Genomic DNA, 19129 nt, shown 5'->3' with positions numbered 1-19129 from the left:
GCACCTTTTTCACGGAGAGATATCGCGACCCGGGTGCACAAACGCACGTTGCACACGTTCGTATTGCGCCGCAGTCAACGGTGGCGCACCAACGCCTGCCGGTAAGGCCTTCTCGCTACCCACGGCCCGGGACTGAATCACAAACAGACGAACCTTGGCCGAGCCATTTGATACGGCGTTTCGTCCCTGCTCATTGGCCTCACGGCTAAACGGCCCCAACCACAGGCGCTTGCCCTGCGGCACTTGCACCACGCTACTGACACTCACCCGTCCGACCGCGCTCGGTTTGCCGCGCCGACCTACCTGGCTCATCTGGCGACCATCCTCAACGTGGAGAAGCATCTCGATCTGATTCGCTTCGGCAAAACGCGGTAACACGCTGACTTGGGAGCCGTAATGCACAGGCTTCCAATCAGCATGATCCTGTCCGGGAGCGGGCAGATAGAAGGTGTGGTTATCCTGAAATACCGCTGGCACGTTCTCTTGGGTGAGAATCACCGGTAACGTCATCACTTTCGCTCGCCGCCGATGCTCCAGCGTGGCGATTTGCGCCATCAAGCGGTTATCGTCAATCGGTTCCAGGATTCGCGTGGCCTGACCCTTCGCCTCCTTATCCCAGGCAGGCTCCAGTTTTTTCAGGTCGTCACGCTCCACGTCCACCATCCAGAGCGAGACTTCGACAGACCGCTTGGGTGTGTCCAACTCGGCGATCAATCGCTCGATGAAACCCAATTGCTCAGGTTCGCCCTTGATCAGCAGGCTGTTGGTATCCAAATAGGGGATCACCGCCAGACTCTTGTCGGCCAGCGGTCCGTCCTCCTCAGACGCCAGCAGGGTGTCGATCAGCGACGCGATCCCCGGCACCGTGACCTTTTCCGGGCCCATGGAGTACACCCGGTCAGCAACATGGGTGTTGAGTACCTGGACGACAGCAAACGCCTGGGTACCCACGCGCAAATCAGCACGTTCAAGGTCCATCAATTGGGCCAGTTGCAACACCTGATCGACATAATTAGGCGGACCCGACACGGAGAATGTCCGAGCTCCGCTGATCCTAAGGGGGTAGCGCGTTTCATCAACCCCAGAGCGGCGCATGAGGGCACGAAACCTGTCGACGGATATATGCAACAACGTCACGGTCGAGCTTTTTGCTTCGCTGACGTCATAGAGGTAGAGCGCCTGCCCGTCGCCGTACCAGATCAAGCCGTATTGCAATGCAAGCGTCTCCAGGGCGTGTTGAGGTGTATCGAGGTCAATGACTTCACTGATGCGTGTGCGCGCCACTTCACTGCTCACGACAATGGGCAGGCCCATAGGCACGGACAAGGCAGTAAAGACGGTATGCAGGCTCTCGTCCTGCGCCTGATAGGTTTCGCCATGGGCATCGGCACCTCCCAGCATCAGCGCGGCAAGCAGTAGCCAGAGGCAGGGAGTCGTTAAGGGGAAGTCAGCGTACACCGTAGGTTTCCTGGGCGGCCTGGCAGTGAGAGGCGGCCATACTGAGAGGCCGTCCATTTTCAATCTTGATGGAAAGGTGACGGCCGACAGCGCTTCCAGGCCCGTGGCATGTGCCTTGCTTTGCACTCGGTATCAGAGCGCACTCCAACGGCGGAGCGAGCTTACGGACAAAGGCGTCGTTACCCGCAATGGCCTTGCATCGCCATCTGAGGGAACGGCGCTTTTTTTTGAAAGAAAAGGTAGGTGTTGATGAACGATTCGGTTGGCAGCAGCCCGACAAGAGACCCACTGGCCTGGGTCAACGGCAGTGATGCTCCGGAAAAGAGCAGCCTCGACCTGGGCTTCATGGCTTTGAGCGACTGCGCCTCCTTGGTGGTGGCGGCAACCCAGGGCTTCGCTCAACCTTATGGCCTGACGCTAAACCTCAAGCGCCAATCCTCGTGGGCCAACCTGCGGGACAAACTGGTCAGCGGTGAACTGGACGCCGCCCACAGCCTGTACGGGTTGATCTATGCCGTTCACCTGGGCATCGGCGGCGTCGCACCCACCGACATGGCCGTGCTGATGGGATTGAACCAGAACGGTCAAAGCATCAACCTGTCCCACGCCCTGCAACGACAAGGGGTGGTCACTCCTGAGGCATTGGATCGTCACGTGCACCAAAGCCGAACAAAACTGACCTTCGCCCAGACCTTTCCCACAGGTACCCACGCCATGTGGTTGTACTACTGGCTCGCAAGTCAGGGCATTCATCCGTTACAGGATGTGGACAGCGTCGTGGTACCGCCCCCGCAAATGGTTGCGCACCTGCAAGCTGGTCGGATTGATGGCTTTTGCGTCGGAGAACCCTGGAGTGCCAGCGCAGTCGCGCAAAACCAGGGCTTTACACTGGCAACCACCCAAGCGATCTGGCCGAACCATCCAGAAAAGGTGCTCGGCTGCACACAGGCCTTCGTCGACCAATACCCCAACACCGCCCGCGTATTGGTCATGGCTATTCTCGAAGCCAGCCGTTTTATTGAAGAAAGTATCGAAAACCGGCGTTCCACCGCGCAGTTGCTCAGCGGCCGCGAGTACCTTGACGCGCCTCTCGACTGCATCGAACCCCGCCTGCTGGGCATTTATGACGATGGACTGGGCAACCACTGGCAGGATCCCCATGCCCTGCGCTTTTTCGCCGATGGCGAAGTGAACCTGCCATATCTCTGCGATGGCATGTGGTTCATGACCCAGTTTCGACGCTGGGGCCTGCTGCGCGAAGACCCTGATTACCTGGGCGTTGCCCGCCAGGTCCAGCAACTGGCGCTGTATCGCCAGGCGGCAGACGCGCTGGGCATCAATGCGCAACGCCAGGACATGCGCAGCAGCCAACTGATCGACGGCAAGGTGTGGGACGGCTCGGACCCCGTCGGCTACGCCCGCAGTTTCCGATTGCATGCCATCGCCGACCACGCCAACCGCCAAGCCTTGCGCTGACAGGAGCACTTCTATGCTGCGAATCCTGTTGATCAATGACACCCCGCGCAAAGTCGGGCGCCTGCGTACGGCGCTGATCGAAGCTGGCTTCGAGGTGATCGATGAGTCCGGCCTGACCATCGACTTGCCAGCACGCGTCGAAACAGTGCGCCCGGATGTGATTCTGATCGATACCGAGTCACCGGGCCGCGATGTGATGGAGCAAGTGGTGCTCGTCAGCCGCGACCAGCCCCGGCCTATCGTGATGTTTACCGACGAGCACGACCCGAACGTGATGCGCCAGGCCATCAAGTCCGGTGTCAGTGCCTATATCGTCGAGGGCATCCAGGCCCAGCGCCTGCGACCGATCCTCGACGTGGCCATGGCCCGCTTTGAAAGCGACCAAGCCTTGCGCGCCCAGCTTCAGGCGCGGGACCAGCAGTTGGCCGAGCGCAAGCGCATCGAACTGGCCAAGGGCATGCTGATGAAAATGAAGGCCTGTAATGAGGAAGAGGCCTACACACTGATGCGCCGCCAAGCCATGAGCCGCCAACAGAAACTGATCCAAGTGGCAGAGCAAATCATCGCCATGAGTGAACTGCTCGGCTGATGTGGCGCGGGACTTGCTAAACAATCATCACAGGTAACCAACGGCGGTTGCCCCTCCACGACAAAGACGTCGCACATCCGGTTTGCCCTCGCGAACCCGATGGCGGCGTTTTTTCGTTTTGGCCCCAGCAGCACGGGGCCGGTGGGGCGGCCCCAGCCGGCTGCTCCATCACTAGGCCTTCTTACAAGACTCCCAACCGTTGAGGTGCGTGATGAAATCAAGCTTCTGGAAATCCGGGCACACCCCGACCCTGTTTGCCGCGTTCCTGTATTTCGATCTGAGCTTCATGGTCTGGTATTTGTTGGGCCCGCTGGCGGTACAGATTTCCGCCGACTTGCACCTGACCACTCAACAACGCGGCTTGATGGTGGCGACACCGATCCTTGCGGGCGCTGTGTTGCGCTTCCTGATGGGCATGCTGGCGGACAAGCTATCGCCAAAGACAGCCGGGCTGATTGGCCAGGTGATTGTGATCGTCGCGTTGTTCGGCGCCTGGAAACTGGGGGTTCACAGCTACGAACAAGCCTTGTTGCTAGGGCTGTTCCTCGGTATGGCCGGCGCATCCTTTGCAGTGGCGTTGCCGTTGGCGTCCCAGTGGTATCCAGCCGAACACCAGGGCAAGGCCATGGGCATCGCCGGCGCCGGTAATTCGGGCACAGTGTTCGCTGCATTGTTGGCCCCGGTACTGGCGGCGGCCTTTGGCTGGAGCAACGTGTTCGGCTTCGCACTGATTCCGCTGATCCTGACCCTGATCGTGTTCGCCTGGCTCGCGAAAAATGCGCCTGAACGCCCTAAAGCCAAGTCCATGGCTGATTACTTCAAGGCTCTGGGCGACCGCGACAGTTGGTGGTTCATGTTTTTCTACAGCGTGACCTTCGGTGGCTTTATCGGCCTGGCCAGCGCCCTGCCCGGCTATTTCAACGATCAATACGGCCTGAGCCCCATGACCGCCGGCTACTACACCGCCGCCTGCGTGTTCGGTGGCAGCCTGATGCGCCCACTGGGCGGCGCCTTGGCCGACCGTTTCGGCGGGATCCGCACACTGCTCGGCATGTACAGCGTCGCAGCAATTTGCATCGCGGCAGTCGGTTTCAACCTGCCCAGTTCCTACGCGGCGCTGGCGCTTTTCGTCTGCACCATGCTCGGTTTGGGCGCAGGCAATGGCGCTGTGTTCCAACTGGTACCACAGCGTTTTCGCCGAGAGATCGGCGTGATGACCGGCCTGATTGGCATGGCCGGCGGCATCGGCGGTTTCGCCCTGGCGGCGGGCATGGGCGCGATCAAGCAGAGCACCGGAAGCTATCAATTGGCCTTGTGGTTGTTCGCGAGCCTGGGCGTATTGGCCTGGTTCGGTCTGCATGGCGTCAAGCGCCGCTGGAGAACTACTTGGGGTTCGGCCGCTGTGACCGCCGCGCGCGTCTGATGAGCCTGCAACTGAGCATCGCCCACGCCAGTGCCATCGGCCCACGGGCGGAAAACCAGGATGCGCTGCGGGTGGTTACCCCCGCTGCGGAACTGGCGGCGAGCAAAGGCTATCTGTGCGCCATGGCCGACGGCGTGAGCCAGTGTGCAGACGGTGGCCTGGCCGCCCGCTCAACTCTGCAGGCCCTGGCCCTGGATTACTACGCCACGCCGCAAACCTGGGGCGTGGCACAGGCACTGGAGCGGTTGCTACTCGCACAGAACCGCTGGCTGCAGGCCAATGGGGGAGGTCAACCGTTGCTGACCACCCTCAGCGCCTTGGTCTTTCGCGGCCAGCGCTTCACCCTGGCCCATGTCGGCGATTGCCGGGCATATCGCTGGCTGGACGGCGAGTTGCAGCGCATCAGCGAAGACCATGTGTGGGAACAGCCGGGCATGCAGCATGTGCTCAAGCGTGCCCTTGGCCTGGATCAACATCTGGTCCTGGATTTTCTCGACGGTCAATTGCGCGAGGGTGAGTGTTTCCTGCTGCTCAGCGATGGCGTGTGGGCGACCCTGGCCGATCACAGCATCAGCGCGATCCTGCGTGAACAAACCGACCTCGACCTGGCGGTAAGCACCCTGATCAACGCCGCGCACCTGGCGGGTAGCCAGGACAATGCCAGCGCCCTGCTGGTGCGTGTCGACACGGTCGGCGAGGCCACACTCGGTGACGCCTTGGTGCAGCTGCAGCAATGGCCCTTGCCACCGCCGCTCAAAGCCGGGCAACACTTTGAAGGTTGGCAGGTCGACGCCGTCCTGGCACACAGCAGGCAGTCATTGTTGTACCGGGTACGCGATGCCCAGCAGCAACCCTGGCTGCTGAAAACGCTGCCCCTGAGCCGCGATAATGACAGCGACGGCGGTCAGGCATTGTTGTCGGAAGAATGGTTTCTGCGACGGGTTGCCGGGCGGGCGTTTCCGGAAGTCCATACGGCCAGCGGGCGTCAGCATTTGTACTACGTGATGCGTGAATATCCCGGTATGACCCTCGCCGAGCTCTTTCAGCGCCAGGGCCCACTGCCCCTGGCGCAATGGCAGTCCGTCGCCGAGCGTTTGCTGCGCGCGGTGGGCATGCTGCATCGACGGCAGATCCTGCACCGCGATATCAAGCCGGAAAACCTGCTGCTGGGGGACGACGGAGAATTGCGAGTCTTGGATTTCGGTCTGGCGTATTGCTCCGGCCTGTCAGAGGATCGCGCCCATGTGCTGCCCGGCACTCCGAGCTTTATCGCGCCTGAGGCGTTCAATGGCGACCGTCCTACAGCACAACAGGATTTATATAGCGTTGGTGTGACGCTGTATTTCCTGCTGACCGGGCACTACCCATACGGTGAAATCGAAGCTTTCCAACGACCTAGATTTGCCCAATCCGTCACCGCCAGCCGCTATCGTCCGGACCTCCCGGACTGGCTCCCTCTGAGCCTGGAACGCGCTGTGGCATCGCAGCCGGCGCATCGCTACGAGACTGCCGAGGAATGGCTGCTGGTGCTTGAGCAGGCTGACCGCCAAGAGCTGAGCATCCGTCCGAGGCCACTCCTTGAGCGCGAACCTTTGAAGGTTTGGCGCACCTTGGGCCTGGTCTCGATGCTGATCAATCTGATTCTTCTGTATTCACTCTTTCATAGCTGACGTCAGCTCTAGACGAGGAAAAACACATGAACGCAAAAGTCTGGCTGGTGGGCGCAGGCCCCGGCGACCCAGAACTGTTGACCCTCAAAGCCGTACGAGCAATGAACGAAGCCGATGTAGTGTTGATCGATGATTTGGTCAACCCGGCCGTACTGGAGCACTGCGCCGAGGCTCGTGTGATTACCGTGGGTAAACGCGGTGGCTGCCGCTCAACCCCGCAGGATTTTATCCATCGCCTGATGCTGCGTTACGCCCGCCAAGGCAAGTGCGTGGTGCGGCTCAAAGGTGGCGATCCGTGCATTTTCGGACGCGGTGGTGAAGAGGCCATGTGGCTGCGCGAGCGTGGCGTCGAGGTGGAGTTGGTCAACGGGATCACCGCAGGGCTGGCGGGTGCGACGAACTGCGCGATTCCTCTGACATTGCGCGGTGTCAGCCGCGGCGTGACGTTGGTCACGGCCCACACTCAAGACGACAGCAGCGTTAATTGGCGCGCGCTGGCAGAAGGTGGAACGACATTGGTGGTGTACATGGGGGTGGCCAAGCTGGAGGAGATTCGCCAGCAATTGCTCGGCGGCGGGATGGCAGCTGATATGCCAGTGGCGATGATCGAAAATGCATCACTGCCCCAGCAGCGCGAATGCCGTAGTGAGCTGTCACGCATGCACGAGGATGCTCATTCCTTTGCCTTGAAGAGCCCTGCAATCCTGGTGATTGGCAGTGTTGCCGCCACCGACCAAGTGGCCTACACCACGGCAGCGGCCAGTGCCTGAGGCAAATTCCAGGCGAAAAAAAGCCCGGCCTGAGCCGGGCTTTTTTCTACTCAGTAATTACTGAGCTTGAGCTTCAACCGACGCTTCTACACGACGGTTAACAGCACGACCTGCTTCAGTTGCGTTGTCAGCAACTGGGCGGGATTCGCCGTAACCAACAGCAGTTACACGGCTAGGAGCAACGCCGTCTTTAACCAGGACTTGCTTAACAGCGTCAGCACGACGCTGGGACAGCTTCTGGTTGTAAGCGTCTGGACCTACGGAGTCAGTGTGACCAGCAACTTCTACGTTGGTAGCTGGGTACTGAGCCATGAAGTCGGCCAGGTTTTTCACGTCGCCGTAGCTGTTAGGCTTAACAACGGATTTGTCGAAGTCGAACTTAACGTCCAGCTCAACACGAACAACCTGAGCAACTGGAGCTTCTGGCTCTGGAGTTGGCTCTGGAGCTGGTGCTGGAGTAGGAGCTGGAGCAGCTGCGCCAGCGTTACCGCCGAAGTTTACGCCCAGGCCGACCAGTGCGGAGTAGTCCCACTTGCCGTTGTCCAGACCGTAGTCAGCTTCAACACCGGCACGAGCGTACAGGTTGTTGGTGAAGTAGTACTTCACGCCAGTACCGACGGTAGCGAAAGTGGTCTGATCGCGACCGCTGTGGCCGTCAGCTTGTACGTTGCCACGGCTCTGGTGGCCGAAACCGCCTTCAACGTATGGACGCAGGCTGTCAACACCAGCTTGACCGAAGTGATACTGGGCAACCAGGCTGCCGGTATCGCCTTTGATCTTCTGGCTACCAGTACCGTCGTTCGAACGGGTGTGGTTGGTTTTGTCGTAGGACAAGTTCAAGGACAGGTCGTCGGTCAGGAAGTAACCGATGCGAGCGCCAGGATTGAAGCCGTCTTCGATGTGCTTGACGCTATCGTTGTACTGCTTCTTGTAGAACAGCTCGCCTTCAACTGCGCCTTGGCCTTGTGCCAGAACGCCGAAAGAAGTTGCGGCAATAAGAGAACCAATGGCCAAGCCCAAGGTGTTTTTCAGTTTCATCCGTTAAATCCCCATCTGGTGATTGTAAAGCAGTCCCACAAACCGGGGGACAACTCGGCGACAAGTCTAACAGAACTTGCCTACACGTAAGAGATATTTGCCACGCACTAAGTTTCAGTCTCGCCCGCAAATTTCTCACGTAATTTATCTAGAGCACGTTTGTAACGCATTTTTGTAGCACTCAAACCCATGTGCATGATGTCAGCGATTTCCTGGAACTCGAGCTCTGCGACAAATCGCAGCACCAGAATTTCCCGGTCAATCGGGTTCACATACACCAGCCAGCGATCGAGTCCGCCCTTTTCCTCGGGTGCCGGCGACTTCTCTTCAGTCGCCTCCTCAAGGGGGTCCAGACTCAAAGCGTCCATCAAGCGACGCTTTCGCCGTTCCTTCCGATACTGCGTGATGCACTCGTTGTACGTGATGCTGTAGAGCCAGGTCTTGAACTTCGATTTACCCTCAAAGTTCTTCAGGCCGTACAACACCTTGAGCATCACTTCCTGACAGACATCGTCCGCATCTCTATCGTTCCCTAAATACCTTGAACAAACGTTGAACAGAGTGCGTTGATATCTGCGCATCAATTCTTCGTACGCGCGAGTGACGTGAAACAGCTCCGTGTGCGAGCGCGCGACCAACTCCTCATCAGAGAGCTCACGGGGGTCATAGCGCGTGGACAGCGTTTGGGCTTTATTCAAAACAAGTCGTGCCGACAGTCAGGTCAATGTCCGCTACAGCCCGGTCAGCCGAGCTTGCGGCGGCGTACATTAGCAGGGTTTACCGGATTAGCGGCTACTGACCTGCTGCTCCAGGAGAATCCGATTGGACAACGACACCAGGTCACCGTCATCGGTCAGCACCGTCGTCTTGACCGTGCCGATCTCCTCGATTTGCCCTTCGACCTCGCCTACACGCACCTGTTGCCCAACTTGATACAGCTCGCGCACATAGATTCCCGCAAGAATCTGACCCGCAATTTCCCGGCTTCCCAAGCCCATGGCCAGCGCAACGGCCAGACCAACGGTAATCAAAACGATCACAATTACGTGGTTGAGCAGGTCAGTCTTGACCTCCAACTGGCTGATCGCGACCGAAATACTGATGATGATCACCAACCCCTGGGCAATTCGCCCCAGGCCAGCAGCATAGTCCAGCCCCACGCCTTCGGCAGCGCCGCGCACCAGCCCATTGGCCAGTTGCGCCAGCAGAACACCTACCAGCAGTACCAGCGCGCCGCCGAAAACTTTCGGTAAATACAGCGCCAGCATGTCGAGCGTAGCTGAAACTCGCTCAAGTCCAAGGGATTGAGCCGCAGAAACCAGAAAAATCAGCAAAACGAACCAATAGACGATCTTACCGATCAACGTGGAGATCGGCACTTGCAGCCCGGCACGCCCCAGCAGCTTGGTCAGGCCAGTGCCTGCCATCAGGCGATCAAGCCCGAGTTTAGCGAGCAATTTGGACAGCAGGGTATCGAGCAGTTTGGCTACGACAAAGCCCAGCAATACCAGGACCAGAGCACCAAACAGGTTGGGAATGAAGTTCGCCACCTTGGTCCACAATGCGGTCATTGCAGTGACCAGGCTCTGGGTCCAGAGATCAAGTTCCATATTCAATCAGCCTTATCAGCAGTGCGAGCAAGAGGTTTACGACGGGAAACCGGTGAAACGTGGGCCGAACCGTTGTTCAAGGCCATCATCAACGCCGGCACCCAGCGGCCGAGCAGACCGAACAGGTCACCCGCGCCCACCTGGCGGTTAGCGGTTTTCAACACGCGGCCCAGGCAGGCATCGTCGTCACGGTTGGACGGCGAGGCATTGAGCATGTCACGTAAAGACTGTTCGAACGGATCGTGCATAAAGACCTCTCGCAAGTGTTTTAAAGACGAGGGGAAAATTCCTGGGGTCACATAGGACCCTTCCTACATTCAGGTGATATTCAGCTCAAACCCAGCGTAACCGCCGAAATAGCCACCATTGTCCGAGGGCCACCGACACCATCAACAGGCACGCAATGATGAAGCCATAGGGGCTCTGAGAGAAAGGTATGCCTCCCACATTTATACCCAGTAAGCCGGTCAAGAAGCTCATGGGCAGGAAGATTCCAGTGATGATCCCAAAGCGATACATCGTGCGGTTCATGCGCACGCTCAAGCGCCGGTCTTCGGCCTCCAGCACAAGCCCCACGCGCTCGCGGGTCAATTCGAGCTCTTCCAGATAGCGGGTCAGGCTGTTGTTCAATTCGTTCCAATAGTCGGCATCGTCATCGCAGAACCATGGCAATTTGATCCGCGTCAGTTGAGCAAAAATGTCCCGCTGCGGCGCGAGGAATCGCTTGAGCCCTGCCGCTCGTCGACGGATCTGCAACACGCTGCCGTGCTCCGGAGTATACCGTTCGTCGGTATCGAGTTTTTCTTCCTCGGAATCCACGACTTCAGAGAGGTCCGTGACCAGATCCTGCACTTTATTGGTCAGGTACTGCGCCATATAAAGGATGAGTTCAGACGCAGTTCTTGGCCCTTTTCCCTCCGCCAGTTGCACAAGCAGTTCATCGGTAGCGCGCAGCGGGCGCAGGCGCAAGGAAATCACGCGGCTGGCGGCGGCGAAGATACGCACCGACACCATGTCTTCGGGCTCTGCACCCGGATTGAGGTTAACCCCGCGCAGGAACAAGAGGAGCTCGCCCTCTGGCAGCGGCAACAAGCGCGGGCGGGTGTTCTCCTCCAGCAGCAGGTCGCAGGCAAATTCGCTCAGGCCACTGGATTTACGCAGCCAGGTCTGGGTCTGCGGATGGCTGCGATCCCAATGCAGCCACAGGCTTTCCTGGGGCTGCAGTTGCAAGTCGTCGAGCTCAGTCCGGGCAATCGAACGCGCACCGCCTTTACCGTCCAGCACCAGGGCATGCACCAGCCCCCATTGCGCGTTTTCTTCCTCGAACATCCTCACCCCGTCGGTTATTGCGGTTTATTCAGGCATTTTCAGCGGGCTTGGCGACACAATCACGCCATTATTATCCGCATAGATGTACTCACCCGGACGAAAGGTCACGCCGGCAAATGTGACCACCACATTCAAGTCACCAATGCCGCGCTTGTCGGTCTTCATCGGGTGGCTGGCCAGGGCCTGGACGCCAAGATCGGTCTGCGCGATGACATCGACATCACGGATGCAACCGTAGATCACCAACCCTTCCCAGCCGTTTTTTGCGGCTTTCTCGGCGATCATGTCCCCCAACAACGCGCGCCGCAGGGAACCGCCCCCGTCGACCACGAGCACCTTGCCGGCGCCCGGCTGGTCGGCTTGCTCCTTGACCAGCGAGTTATCTTCGAAGCACTTGATGGTGACAATCTCGCCGCCAAAGGAATCTCGGCCGCCAAAATTACTGAACATCGGCTCGACCACCTGCACCAGATCCGGGTAGGCGTCGCACAGGTCGGGGGTCACGTAATGGTTCATCGAAAAATTCCTTTCTGCCAGAGAAGTGTCTTTCAAAGAAGTACCGGCCGAAGCGGACGGGGAACATCCCTTTCGCCTCGCCGCAACGCAAGAGCCACTGCGCGACTGAATATGACCAGAAGCGTTCAGCGCGTCATATCTTAGCCGCAACCTCGCACAAGCGAAACGCCCTTGGCAGAGCGCTGCGTCAAACCGTCGCCACTGTAGCGACCGGGGCGCCAAGCAACGGTGTGAGCGGATCTTTTAACCATTGCGCCACCAGCGGCCACACTTCGGCCTGCGCGGCCTTGCTCACCAGCATTTCCACATGCCCGAAATCCTCGGTAAAACCTTGCTGGCGGCCCAGGCAAAGGTATTGCCGATGCTCAGAACCGATTTGCTCGAACAACTTGCGACATGCCCAATCAGGGTCCTGTTGATCACCGGCAGCACTGACGGCCAACAGCGGCACATCGACGGTTGCCAGGCCTTTCCACCAGTCCTGCTTACCCTCGCCAAAGCGTCCAAACAGGCCATTCCAACGCATGGCTTCGATCAGCACGCCTGCGGGCTCATCCTCCGGACCGCGCTTGAGGCGCGAGCCGGACAATTCCCCGAAGCGTTTCAGAAGCAATCGACCGGTCCACTCCACCGGAGGAAGCTTCAATGGCCAGTGGGTGCGACTGACCTGGCAACCAAACAAGGCCACGGAAGCCACTGCCGGCGCGCCAAGGTGCTCACCACCCAGCGCCGCCGCCAAGGCTGTGCCGCCCAGGGAGTGCCCGATCCAGTGGGGGATCTGCGCACTTTGCTCTCTCACAAACGCGCCGATAGCCGGCAAATCATAGCGCGCGTAGTCGGCGACTCGATTTTTGGCGTAGTCATGATTGCGCTTGGACAAACCATGGCCGCGCATTTCCGGTATCCACACATCGAAGCCCTGGCGCGCCAGGAAAGCACCCAAGCCGATGCCTTTAGGCGAATACCAGAAACGCCGATTGGAAAAACTGCCGTGCAACAAAATAACCGGGATGCCCCGGTTTTCCGGGACATCGGCAAGGCCCAAACGGGTAACTGCCAGCTCAACGGTGCCGTCGGGGCTATTACCGGGTTTGAGGCGATATACATCTTCACTCAGGTCGCCACGACGCTCAGCGCTGATCAGGGCGACGGGAAACAGATTGCTGCTGCTTTGCATAATGCTCTTGCACAAAAAAGGGCGGCGTCCGGAAGGAGATCCGCCCCGCACAGATAAGAATGCCGGTCACCCACAACGAGTGACCGGCACTTTTGACGTAGCGACTTTAGGCGGACGCTTGGCCTTCCGCCAGGAAGAACCAGGTTTCCAGCACGGAGTCGGGGTTCAGCGATACGCTTTCGATGCCCTGTTCCATCAGCCAGCGGGCCAGGTCAGGGTGGTCGGAAGGGCCTTGGCCGCAGATGCCGATGTACTTGCCGGCCTTGTTACAGGCCTGGATAGCATTGGACAGCAGCTTCTTAACCGCAGGGTTACGCTCGTCGAACAGGTGAGCGATGATCCCGGAATCGCGGTCCAGGCCCAGGGTCAGTTGGGTCAGGTCGTTGGAACCGATGGAGAAACCGTCGAAGAACTCCAGGAACTCTTCGGCCAGGATGGCGTTGGACGGCAGCTCGCACATCATGATGACGCGCAGACCGTTTTCACCACGGGACAAACCGTTTTCAGCCAGCAGGTCCACGACTTGGCTCGCTTCGCCCAGGGTTCGGACGAACGGCACCATGATCTCGACGTTGGTCAGCCCCATCTCATTACGTACACGTTTCAGCGCGCGGCATTCCAGCTCGAAGCAATCACGGAACGCTTCGCTGATGTAACGCGAGGCACCACGGAAACCCAGCATTGGGTTTTCTTCTTCCGGCTCGTAAAGCTTGCCGCCGATCAGGTTCGCGTATTCGTTGGACTTGAAGTCCGACAGGCGCACGATGACCTTTTTCGGGTAGAACGCCGCCGCCAAGGTGCTGATGCCTTCCACCAGCTTCTCGACGTAGAAGCCCACCGGGTCGTTGTAACCGGCGATGCGCTTGTCGACGCTTTCCTTGATATCCAGCGGCAGGCCGTCGTAGTTCAACAGCGCCTTGGGGTGCACGCCAATCATACGGTTGATGATGAACTCCAGGCGGGCCAAGCCCACACCGGCGTTCGGCAACTGCGCGAAGTCGAAGGCACGGTCCGGGTTGCCGACGTTCATCATGATCTTGAACGGCAGGTCCGGCATGGCGTCGATGGAGTTTTGCTTGATGTCAAAGCCCAGTTCGCCTTCGAAGATGAAACCGGTGTCGCCTTCGGCACAGGACACGGTCACGCCTTGACCATCCTTCAACAGTTGGGTGGCGTTGCCGCAACCTACAACTGCCGGAATGCCCAGCTCACGAGCGATGATCGCCGCGTGGCAGGTACGCCCGCCACGGTTGGTGACGATAGCGCTGGCACGCTTCATCACTGGTTCCCAGTCCGGATCGGTCATGTCGGAGACCAGTACGTCGCCTGGCTGGACCTTATCCATCTCGGACACGTCCTTGATGATCCGCACCTTGCCGGCGCCGATGCGCTGGCCGATGGCACGGCCTTCCACCAGCACGGTGCCGGTTTCCTTGAGCAGGTAGCGCTCCATGACGTTGGCCGAAGTGCGGCTCTTCACGGTTTCCGGACGGGCCTGCACGATGTACAGCTTGCCGTCGTCGCCGTCTTTGGCCCATTCGATGTCCATCGGGCACTTGTAGTGCTTTTCGATGATCATCGCTTGCTTGGCCAATTCGCTGACTTCCGCGTCGGACAGGCAGAAACGTGCACGCTCGGCCTTGTCCACATCAACGGTTTTCACCGAACGACCGGCCTTGGCCTCGTCGCCGTAGATCATCTTGATGGCTTTGCTGCCCAGATTGCGGCGCAGGATGGCGGGACGGCCAGCTTCAAGGGTGTGCTTGTGTACGTAGAATTCATCCGGGTTGACCGCGCCCTGAACGACGGTTTCGCCCAGGCCGTAGGCGCCGGTGATAAACACCACGTCACGGAAGCCCGACTCGGTATCCAGGGTGAACATCACGCCGGCGGTGCCGGTTTCCGAACGCACCATGCGCTGCACACCGGCAGACAACGCCACCAGCTTGTGGTCGAAACCTTGGTGTACGCGGTAGGAAATGGCGCGATCGTTAAAGAGAGAGGCAAACACTTCCTTGGCGGCGCGGATCACGTTTTCCACGCCACGAATATTAAGGAAGGTTTCTTGCTGACCGGCGAAGGAGGCGTCGGGCAAGTCTTCGGCGGTGGCCGAGGAGCGCACGGCGACAGCCATGTCCGGGTTGCCGGCCGACAATGTGGCGAAGGCGGTGCGGATTTCTTCGTTGAGCTTCTCGGGGAACTCGGCGTCCATGATCCATTGGCGGATCTGGCTGCCGGTCTTGGCCAGGGCATTGACGTCATCGACGTCCAGGGCGTCCAGCGCGGCGTGGATCTGAGCGTTCAGGCCGCTCAGTTCGAGGAAATCGCGGTAAGCCTGGGCCGTGGTGGCGAAACCACCGGGCACCGAGACACCAGCGCCTGCAAGATTACTGATCATCTCGCCGAGGGATGCGTTCTTGCCCCCCACGTGCTCTACATCATGGACGCCGAGCTTATCGAGGGAAACTACGTACTCTACCAAGGTGATCTCTCCACTTTCTGTGTTGGAAAAGCTCAGGACGCCGGCGGCTCAGTAGGAGCTAACGCCCGCGCTTGTGGCCTGGACCTGGAAAATAAGTGAGAATGCGGCCCACTGCGGGACGGCAAAATCGCGCCTATCATATCCAAGATTCGCCATCAGCTTAAGGCCCAGGGCTCAAATGAAACGATCTGCTTTCTTTATCTCCGACGGCACCGGCATTACAGCCGAAACATTGGGTCAGAGCCTGCTCGCGCAGTTCGAAAACAATACCTTCGCCAAATTCACGCGGCCCTATATCGACAGCGTGGATAAAGCGCGGGCCATGGTACAACAAATCAATCTTGCGGCTGAAAAAGACGGCTTTCGGCCGATCATTTTCGACACCATCGTCAATCAAGACATCCGTGAGATTCTCGCAACGTCGAATGGTTTCATGATCGACATCTTCTCGACCTTCCTGGCGCCATTGGAGCAGGAGCTGAGCGAACATTCCTCCTACTCCGTAGGAAAGTCCCATTCCATTGGGCATAACTCCAACTATATGGAGCGTATCGAGGCGGTGAACTTCGCCCTCGACAACGACGATGGCGCCCGCACGCATTACTACGACAAAGCCGACCTGATCCTGGTGGGCGTGTCGCGCTGCGGCAAAACGCCCACCTGTCTGTACATGGCCATGCAATTCGGCATCCGCGCGGCCAACTACCCGCTGACCGAAGACGACATGGAGCACCTGACACTTCCGACCGCCCTGCGCGCTCATTCCCACAAGCTGTTCGGCCTGACCATCGACCCGGACCGACTCACCGCCATCCGCAACGAGCGCAAGCCCAACAGCCGCTATTCAAGCTATGCCCAGTGCGAGTTCGAAGTGCGCGAAGTGGAAAATCTGTTCCGTCGCGAGAATATTGCGCACATCAATTCCACGCATTTTTCGGTGGAAGAGATTTCGGCGAAGATTCTGGTGGAGAAAGGTGTGGAGCGCAGGTTCAAATAACCTGTGAGAGGGGGCTTGCTCCCGATGGCGACGTGTCAGTTGACAGATTAATTGACTGATCCACCGCCATCGGGGGCAAGCCCCCTTCCACATTTGGGTCGGCGTACATTCAACTCTACAGATGGAACCTGCCCCCACCCTGCCCCAACGCCGTCGCCAACGCATCAAACCCCGCTCGCAACAACTGATCATCTCCAGAGGTATTGCAGATACTCGCCCGAATAAACTGCGGGACCGCCGTCTGCCCTACGGCAAATGCTTCGGCGGTGGCGATCAGGTAATTGTTCTGCTTGAGCTCCGCCTCGATTTCCGACGCACGCCACGGCTCCGGCACTTCAATCCAGAAGTGCGGGCTGTTGAGGTGGGTGCGGTATGCCAGGCCTTCCAGCAGGTCACTCACCAAGGCTTTACGCCGGCTGATCTCGTTGATCTGTTGGCGCAGCAGGTATTCGGCCGTGCCATTTTCGATCCATTGCGTGGCCAGTTCCAAGGTCACCGGCGTAGCCATCCAGCACGTAGAACGTAAGGCCGCCGAAATACGGCTGACCAACGCCGGCGGCGCATGCACATAGCCCACGCGCAGCCCGGCGGAAACGGCTTTGCTCAGGCTGCTGATCAAAATCGTGCGCTCGGGGGCGAAATGGCTGAGGGGCGGCGGCCGGTCTTCTACTAATACGCCATGAGCTTCGTCTTCAAGGATCAGCAGATTGTGCTCGCGACACACCTTGACCAGCGCTTCGCGGCGCGCCACCGATAACACGGCGGTGGTGGGGTTCTGGATCGTCGGCGTGCAGTACAGCGCCGAAATCCGGTGGTTTCGACAGACTTCGTCCAGCGCATTCGGCAACACGCCCTCGTCATCCATCTCCAGGCCGATCAGGCGGATGCCAAGCATGCGCGCCGCGGTGATCAAGCCTGGGTACGTCAGTTGTTCGGTCACCACCGTATCGCCGGCCCGCAGCAAAGCCATCATCGCGCAGAGCAGGCCGTGCTGGCCGCCATTGACGCAGATGACCTGCTCGGGAATCGGATGAAAATCCCTCTGCACCAGCCATTGCGCACCCGCTTCGCGGTAGCGCGGCAGGCCAGCGTCCGGGGTATAGGCGCTGATGTCCTGAAGGAACTTGGCGTTGGTCGATAAGGTTTGGAAGCTCTGGGCCAGGAACGCCGTCTCCTGCCCGGGGATATGCATGTTGCGGCTCATATCGAAGTACTGGCGCGGCTCCTCGCTGACGTTGCGAAAGCCTTCATCGCGCTGGCGCTCCATCCCACGCTTGCGCACGAATGTTCCGTCACCGACTCGCGCAACCACCAAGCCAAGGCGCTCCAACTCACCGTAGGCCCGGCTGATGGTGCCGATGGTCACACCCAGATTGTCGGAAAGCACCCGATGGGGCGGCAGTTTTCGTCCCGGCTCAATCAAGCCTTCGAGGATGCCCCGTTCCATGACATCGGACAGGCGCTTGTACTTCACGCCCTGACCGTTGGACAAGCCCTCACGCATAATTGACACCATGTCAATATTTGTTTTGACAGCCATCTTTCGCCCTAATAGTGTGCTTTTACGGGTTCAATCGCCGAATTTCATAACTCATTACAAGTTCAATATAGAGTTCAATTCCGGCTCAGGGAAGTAATAAACGATGCCAATGTCCGCCGTTATAGAAAACACCGCCAAAACCAACACTCAAAAACAGTGGTTGGCCGGGCTGATCACCAGTGTGATGTTCCTGATCGTGTGCCTGAGTTGGGGCACGACCTGGCTGGGCATCAAAATTGCCGTGGAAAGCGTGCCGCCACTGACCTCTGCCGGCCTGCGTTTCCTGATCGCGTTCCCGCTGTTCCTGTGTTTTGCCATGGTGCGGCGCGAGCCGATCCTGTTTCCCCGCGAAAGCCGCTGGTTCTTCGTGTTCGTGACCCTGTCCTACTTCAGCGTTCCCTACTACTTGCTCAACTATGGCGAGATGCATGTCTCGTCCGGCCTGACCGCCCTGCTCTTCAGTTGCATGCCGGTATTCATCCTGATTTTCTCCGCGTTATTTCTGCGCGAGCGCATCTACTTTTCCCAAGTGGTCGGCATCGGCATCGGCTTCGGCAGCCTCTACATGATCATCAGGAGCCAGGGATTGCACCTGGACCACGCCGAGTTCTTCGGCGTGCTGGCGATTCTGACCGCCGCGATCATGCATGCCTTGTGCTACGTGATTACCAAGCAGAAAGGCAGCGCCATCAGCGTGATCACCTACAACACCCTGCCCATCGGCATCGCCGGGCTGATGCTGTTCGTCGCCGGGCTGTGGTTTGAAACACCCACCTTTGAAGACATCACCCTGCGCTCCTGGAGTGCCCTGTTCTACCTCGGACTGGTGGCCTCGGTGGGCGGGTTCATCGTGTACTTCATGCTGCTCAAGCGCTTGAGCCCGATCATCCTGTCGTTCGTGTTCATCATCTTCCCGGTGTTCGCGGTGATCATCGGCGCCTGGTACGAAGGCGTGGCGATTTCACGCGACCTGATGCTGTATTCGGCCATCCTGCTGGCTGGCTTTGCGATCACCAAGTTGCCGATTGAAAAACTCATGGCCAAGAAAAATTGA

General features: G+C 58.9%; 17 protein-coding genes. 7 read left to right on the top strand and 10 right to left on the bottom strand.

The features are described from left to right. Positions 1 to 9 precede the first annotated feature (9 nt). Positions 10 to 1458 carry a type III secretion system outer membrane ring subunit SctC gene (gene sctC, locus ACEN2T_RS03060; RefSeq protein ID WP_442116289.1) on the bottom strand — a complete coding sequence of 483 codons (1449 nt, stop codon included), beginning with the start codon at positions 1456 to 1458 and terminating at the stop codon, positions 10 to 12. A gap of 249 nt (positions 1459 to 1707) precedes the next feature. On the opposite strand from sctC, the gene ACEN2T_RS03055 reads away from it, so the two are divergent. The 5 genes from ACEN2T_RS03055 (at position 1708) to cobA (ending at position 7386) form a co-directional block, all read left to right on the top strand. Then, entirely contained in the window at positions 1708 to 2934 is a 1227-nt protein-coding gene (locus tag ACEN2T_RS03055; protein WP_032887605.1) for a CmpA/NrtA family ABC transporter substrate-binding protein, read from the top strand. 13 nt (positions 2935 to 2947) lie between these two features. Then, positions 2948 to 3523: an ANTAR domain-containing response regulator gene (locus ACEN2T_RS03050; protein ID WP_442116288.1), complete on the top strand. Its 576-nt coding sequence runs from the start codon at positions 2948 to 2950 to the stop codon at positions 3521 to 3523. 211 nt (positions 3524 to 3734) lie between these two features. Then, the gene (locus ACEN2T_RS03045) at positions 3735 to 4946 is read left to right on the top strand and encodes a nitrate/nitrite transporter (protein WP_095185347.1); all 1212 of its coding nucleotides are present in this window, start codon (positions 3735 to 3737) and stop codon (positions 4944 to 4946) included. Further along, the gene (locus ACEN2T_RS03040; protein ID WP_442116287.1) at positions 4946 to 6616 is read left to right on the top strand and encodes a protein kinase domain-containing protein; all 1671 of its coding nucleotides are present in this window, start codon (positions 4946 to 4948) and stop codon (positions 6614 to 6616) included. Before ACEN2T_RS03045 ends, ACEN2T_RS03040 begins: the two co-directional genes overlap by 1 nt. A gap of 26 nt (positions 6617 to 6642) precedes the next feature. Beyond that, a complete protein-coding gene (gene cobA, locus ACEN2T_RS03035; RefSeq protein ID WP_095185346.1) occupies positions 6643 to 7386 on the top strand; it encodes a uroporphyrinogen-III C-methyltransferase in 744 nt (247 codons plus the stop codon). Between the two features lie 57 nt (positions 7387 to 7443). Here the strand turns inward: cobA and ACEN2T_RS03030 are convergent, their stop codons facing one another. From ACEN2T_RS03030 to ppsA, 8 genes are all read right to left on the bottom strand, one after another. After that, on the bottom strand, positions 7444 to 8424 hold the full coding sequence (locus ACEN2T_RS03030; protein WP_032887598.1) for an OmpA family protein: 981 nt from the start codon (positions 8422 to 8424) through the stop codon (positions 7444 to 7446). 107 nt (positions 8425 to 8531) lie between these two features. Beyond that, positions 8532 to 9122, bottom strand: coding sequence for an RNA polymerase sigma factor SigX (gene sigX, locus ACEN2T_RS03025; RefSeq protein WP_032887596.1), 591 nt, complete (start codon positions 9120 to 9122; stop codon positions 8532 to 8534). Between the two features lie 87 nt (positions 9123 to 9209). After that, entirely contained in the window at positions 9210 to 10034 is an 825-nt protein-coding gene (locus ACEN2T_RS03020; RefSeq protein ID WP_003175519.1) for a mechanosensitive ion channel family protein, read from the bottom strand. Positions 10035 to 10036: 2 nt separating this feature from the next. Beyond that, positions 10037 to 10282 carry a hypothetical protein gene (locus tag ACEN2T_RS03015; RefSeq protein WP_025854229.1) on the bottom strand — a complete coding sequence of 82 codons (246 nt, stop codon included), beginning with the start codon at positions 10280 to 10282 and terminating at the stop codon, positions 10037 to 10039. A gap of 85 nt (positions 10283 to 10367) precedes the next feature. Next, on the bottom strand, positions 10368 to 11363 hold the full coding sequence (locus ACEN2T_RS03010) for a zinc transporter ZntB (protein WP_032887594.1): 996 nt from the start codon (positions 11361 to 11363) through the stop codon (positions 10368 to 10370). A gap of 24 nt (positions 11364 to 11387) precedes the next feature. Further along, positions 11388 to 11879, bottom strand: a complete 492-nt coding sequence (gene rraA, locus ACEN2T_RS03005; RefSeq protein WP_032887592.1) for a ribonuclease E activity regulator RraA — start codon at positions 11877 to 11879, stop codon at positions 11388 to 11390. Between the two features lie 187 nt (positions 11880 to 12066). After that, a complete protein-coding gene (locus ACEN2T_RS03000) occupies positions 12067 to 13056 on the bottom strand; it encodes an alpha/beta fold hydrolase (protein ID WP_122681195.1) in 990 nt (329 codons plus the stop codon). Between the two features lie 106 nt (positions 13057 to 13162). Then, complete coding sequence (gene ppsA, locus ACEN2T_RS02995; protein ID WP_032887588.1) at positions 13163 to 15538, bottom strand: phosphoenolpyruvate synthase; 2376 nt, start codon at positions 15536 to 15538, stop codon at positions 13163 to 13165. 178 nt (positions 15539 to 15716) lie between these two features. On the opposite strand from ppsA, the gene ppsR reads away from it, so the two are divergent. Beyond that, the gene (ppsR, locus tag ACEN2T_RS02990) at positions 15717 to 16535 is read left to right on the top strand and encodes a posphoenolpyruvate synthetase regulatory kinase/phosphorylase PpsR (RefSeq protein WP_122681196.1); all 819 of its coding nucleotides are present in this window, start codon (positions 15717 to 15719) and stop codon (positions 16533 to 16535) included. A 115-nt stretch (positions 16536 to 16650) separates the two neighbouring features. Here ppsR and ACEN2T_RS02985 read toward each other — a convergent pair whose 3' ends face one another. Next, complete coding sequence (locus tag ACEN2T_RS02985) at positions 16651 to 18075, bottom strand: aminotransferase-like domain-containing protein (RefSeq protein WP_032887586.1); 1425 nt, start codon at positions 18073 to 18075, stop codon at positions 16651 to 16653. Between the two features lie 160 nt (positions 18076 to 18235). Here ACEN2T_RS02985 and ACEN2T_RS02980 point away from each other — a divergent pair, with 160 nt between their 5' ends. Next, positions 18236 to 19129 carry a DMT family transporter gene (locus tag ACEN2T_RS02980; RefSeq protein WP_160385034.1) on the top strand — a complete coding sequence of 298 codons (894 nt, stop codon included), beginning with the start codon at positions 18236 to 18238 and terminating at the stop codon, positions 19127 to 19129.

The organism is Pseudomonas sp. W22_MBD1_FP4, assembly GCF_052113765.1.
Classification (GTDB): domain Bacteria; phylum Pseudomonadota; class Gammaproteobacteria; order Pseudomonadales; family Pseudomonadaceae; genus Aquipseudomonas; species Aquipseudomonas sivasensis.
Note: the sequence above shows the minus strand (reverse complement) of the source record. Positions and strands in the feature narration are given on the sequence as shown.

What these genes read in the sequence shown, in the direction of transcription:
- rraA (WP_032887592.1), bottom strand. Translation starts at nt 11,879, where the DNA reads ATGAACCATTACGTGACCCCCGACCTGTGCGACGCCTACCCGGATCTG.
- cobA (WP_095185346.1), top strand. Translation starts at nt 6,643, where the DNA reads ATGAACGCAAAAGTCTGGCTGGTGGGCGCAGGCCCCGGCGACCCAGAA.
- ACEN2T_RS03015 (WP_025854229.1), bottom strand. Translation starts at nt 10,282, where the DNA reads ATGCACGATCCGTTCGAACAGTCTTTACGTGACATGCTCAATGCCTCG.
- ACEN2T_RS03020 (WP_003175519.1), bottom strand. Translation starts at nt 10,034, where the DNA reads ATGGAACTTGATCTCTGGACCCAGAGCCTGGTCACTGCAATGACCGCA.
- ACEN2T_RS03055 (WP_032887605.1), top strand. Translation starts at nt 1,708, where the DNA reads ATGAACGATTCGGTTGGCAGCAGCCCGACAAGAGACCCACTGGCCTGG.
- ACEN2T_RS03030 (WP_032887598.1), bottom strand. Translation starts at nt 8,424, where the DNA reads ATGAAACTGAAAAACACCTTGGGCTTGGCCATTGGTTCTCTTATTGCC.
- ACEN2T_RS03050 (WP_442116288.1), top strand. Translation starts at nt 2,948, where the DNA reads ATGCTGCGAATCCTGTTGATCAATGACACCCCGCGCAAAGTCGGGCGC.
- ppsR (WP_122681196.1), top strand. Translation starts at nt 15,717, where the DNA reads ATGAAACGATCTGCTTTCTTTATCTCCGACGGCACCGGCATTACAGCC.
- ACEN2T_RS03045 (WP_095185347.1), top strand. Translation starts at nt 3,735, where the DNA reads ATGAAATCAAGCTTCTGGAAATCCGGGCACACCCCGACCCTGTTTGCC.
- ACEN2T_RS03040 (WP_442116287.1), top strand. Translation starts at nt 4,946, where the DNA reads ATGAGCCTGCAACTGAGCATCGCCCACGCCAGTGCCATCGGCCCACGG.
- ACEN2T_RS03000 (WP_122681195.1), bottom strand. Translation starts at nt 13,056, where the DNA reads ATGCAAAGCAGCAGCAATCTGTTTCCCGTCGCCCTGATCAGCGCTGAG.
- ACEN2T_RS03010 (WP_032887594.1), bottom strand. Translation starts at nt 11,363, where the DNA reads ATGTTCGAGGAAGAAAACGCGCAATGGGGGCTGGTGCATGCCCTGGTG.
- ACEN2T_RS02985 (WP_032887586.1), bottom strand. Translation starts at nt 18,075, where the DNA reads ATGGCTGTCAAAACAAATATTGACATGGTGTCAATTATGCGTGAGGGC.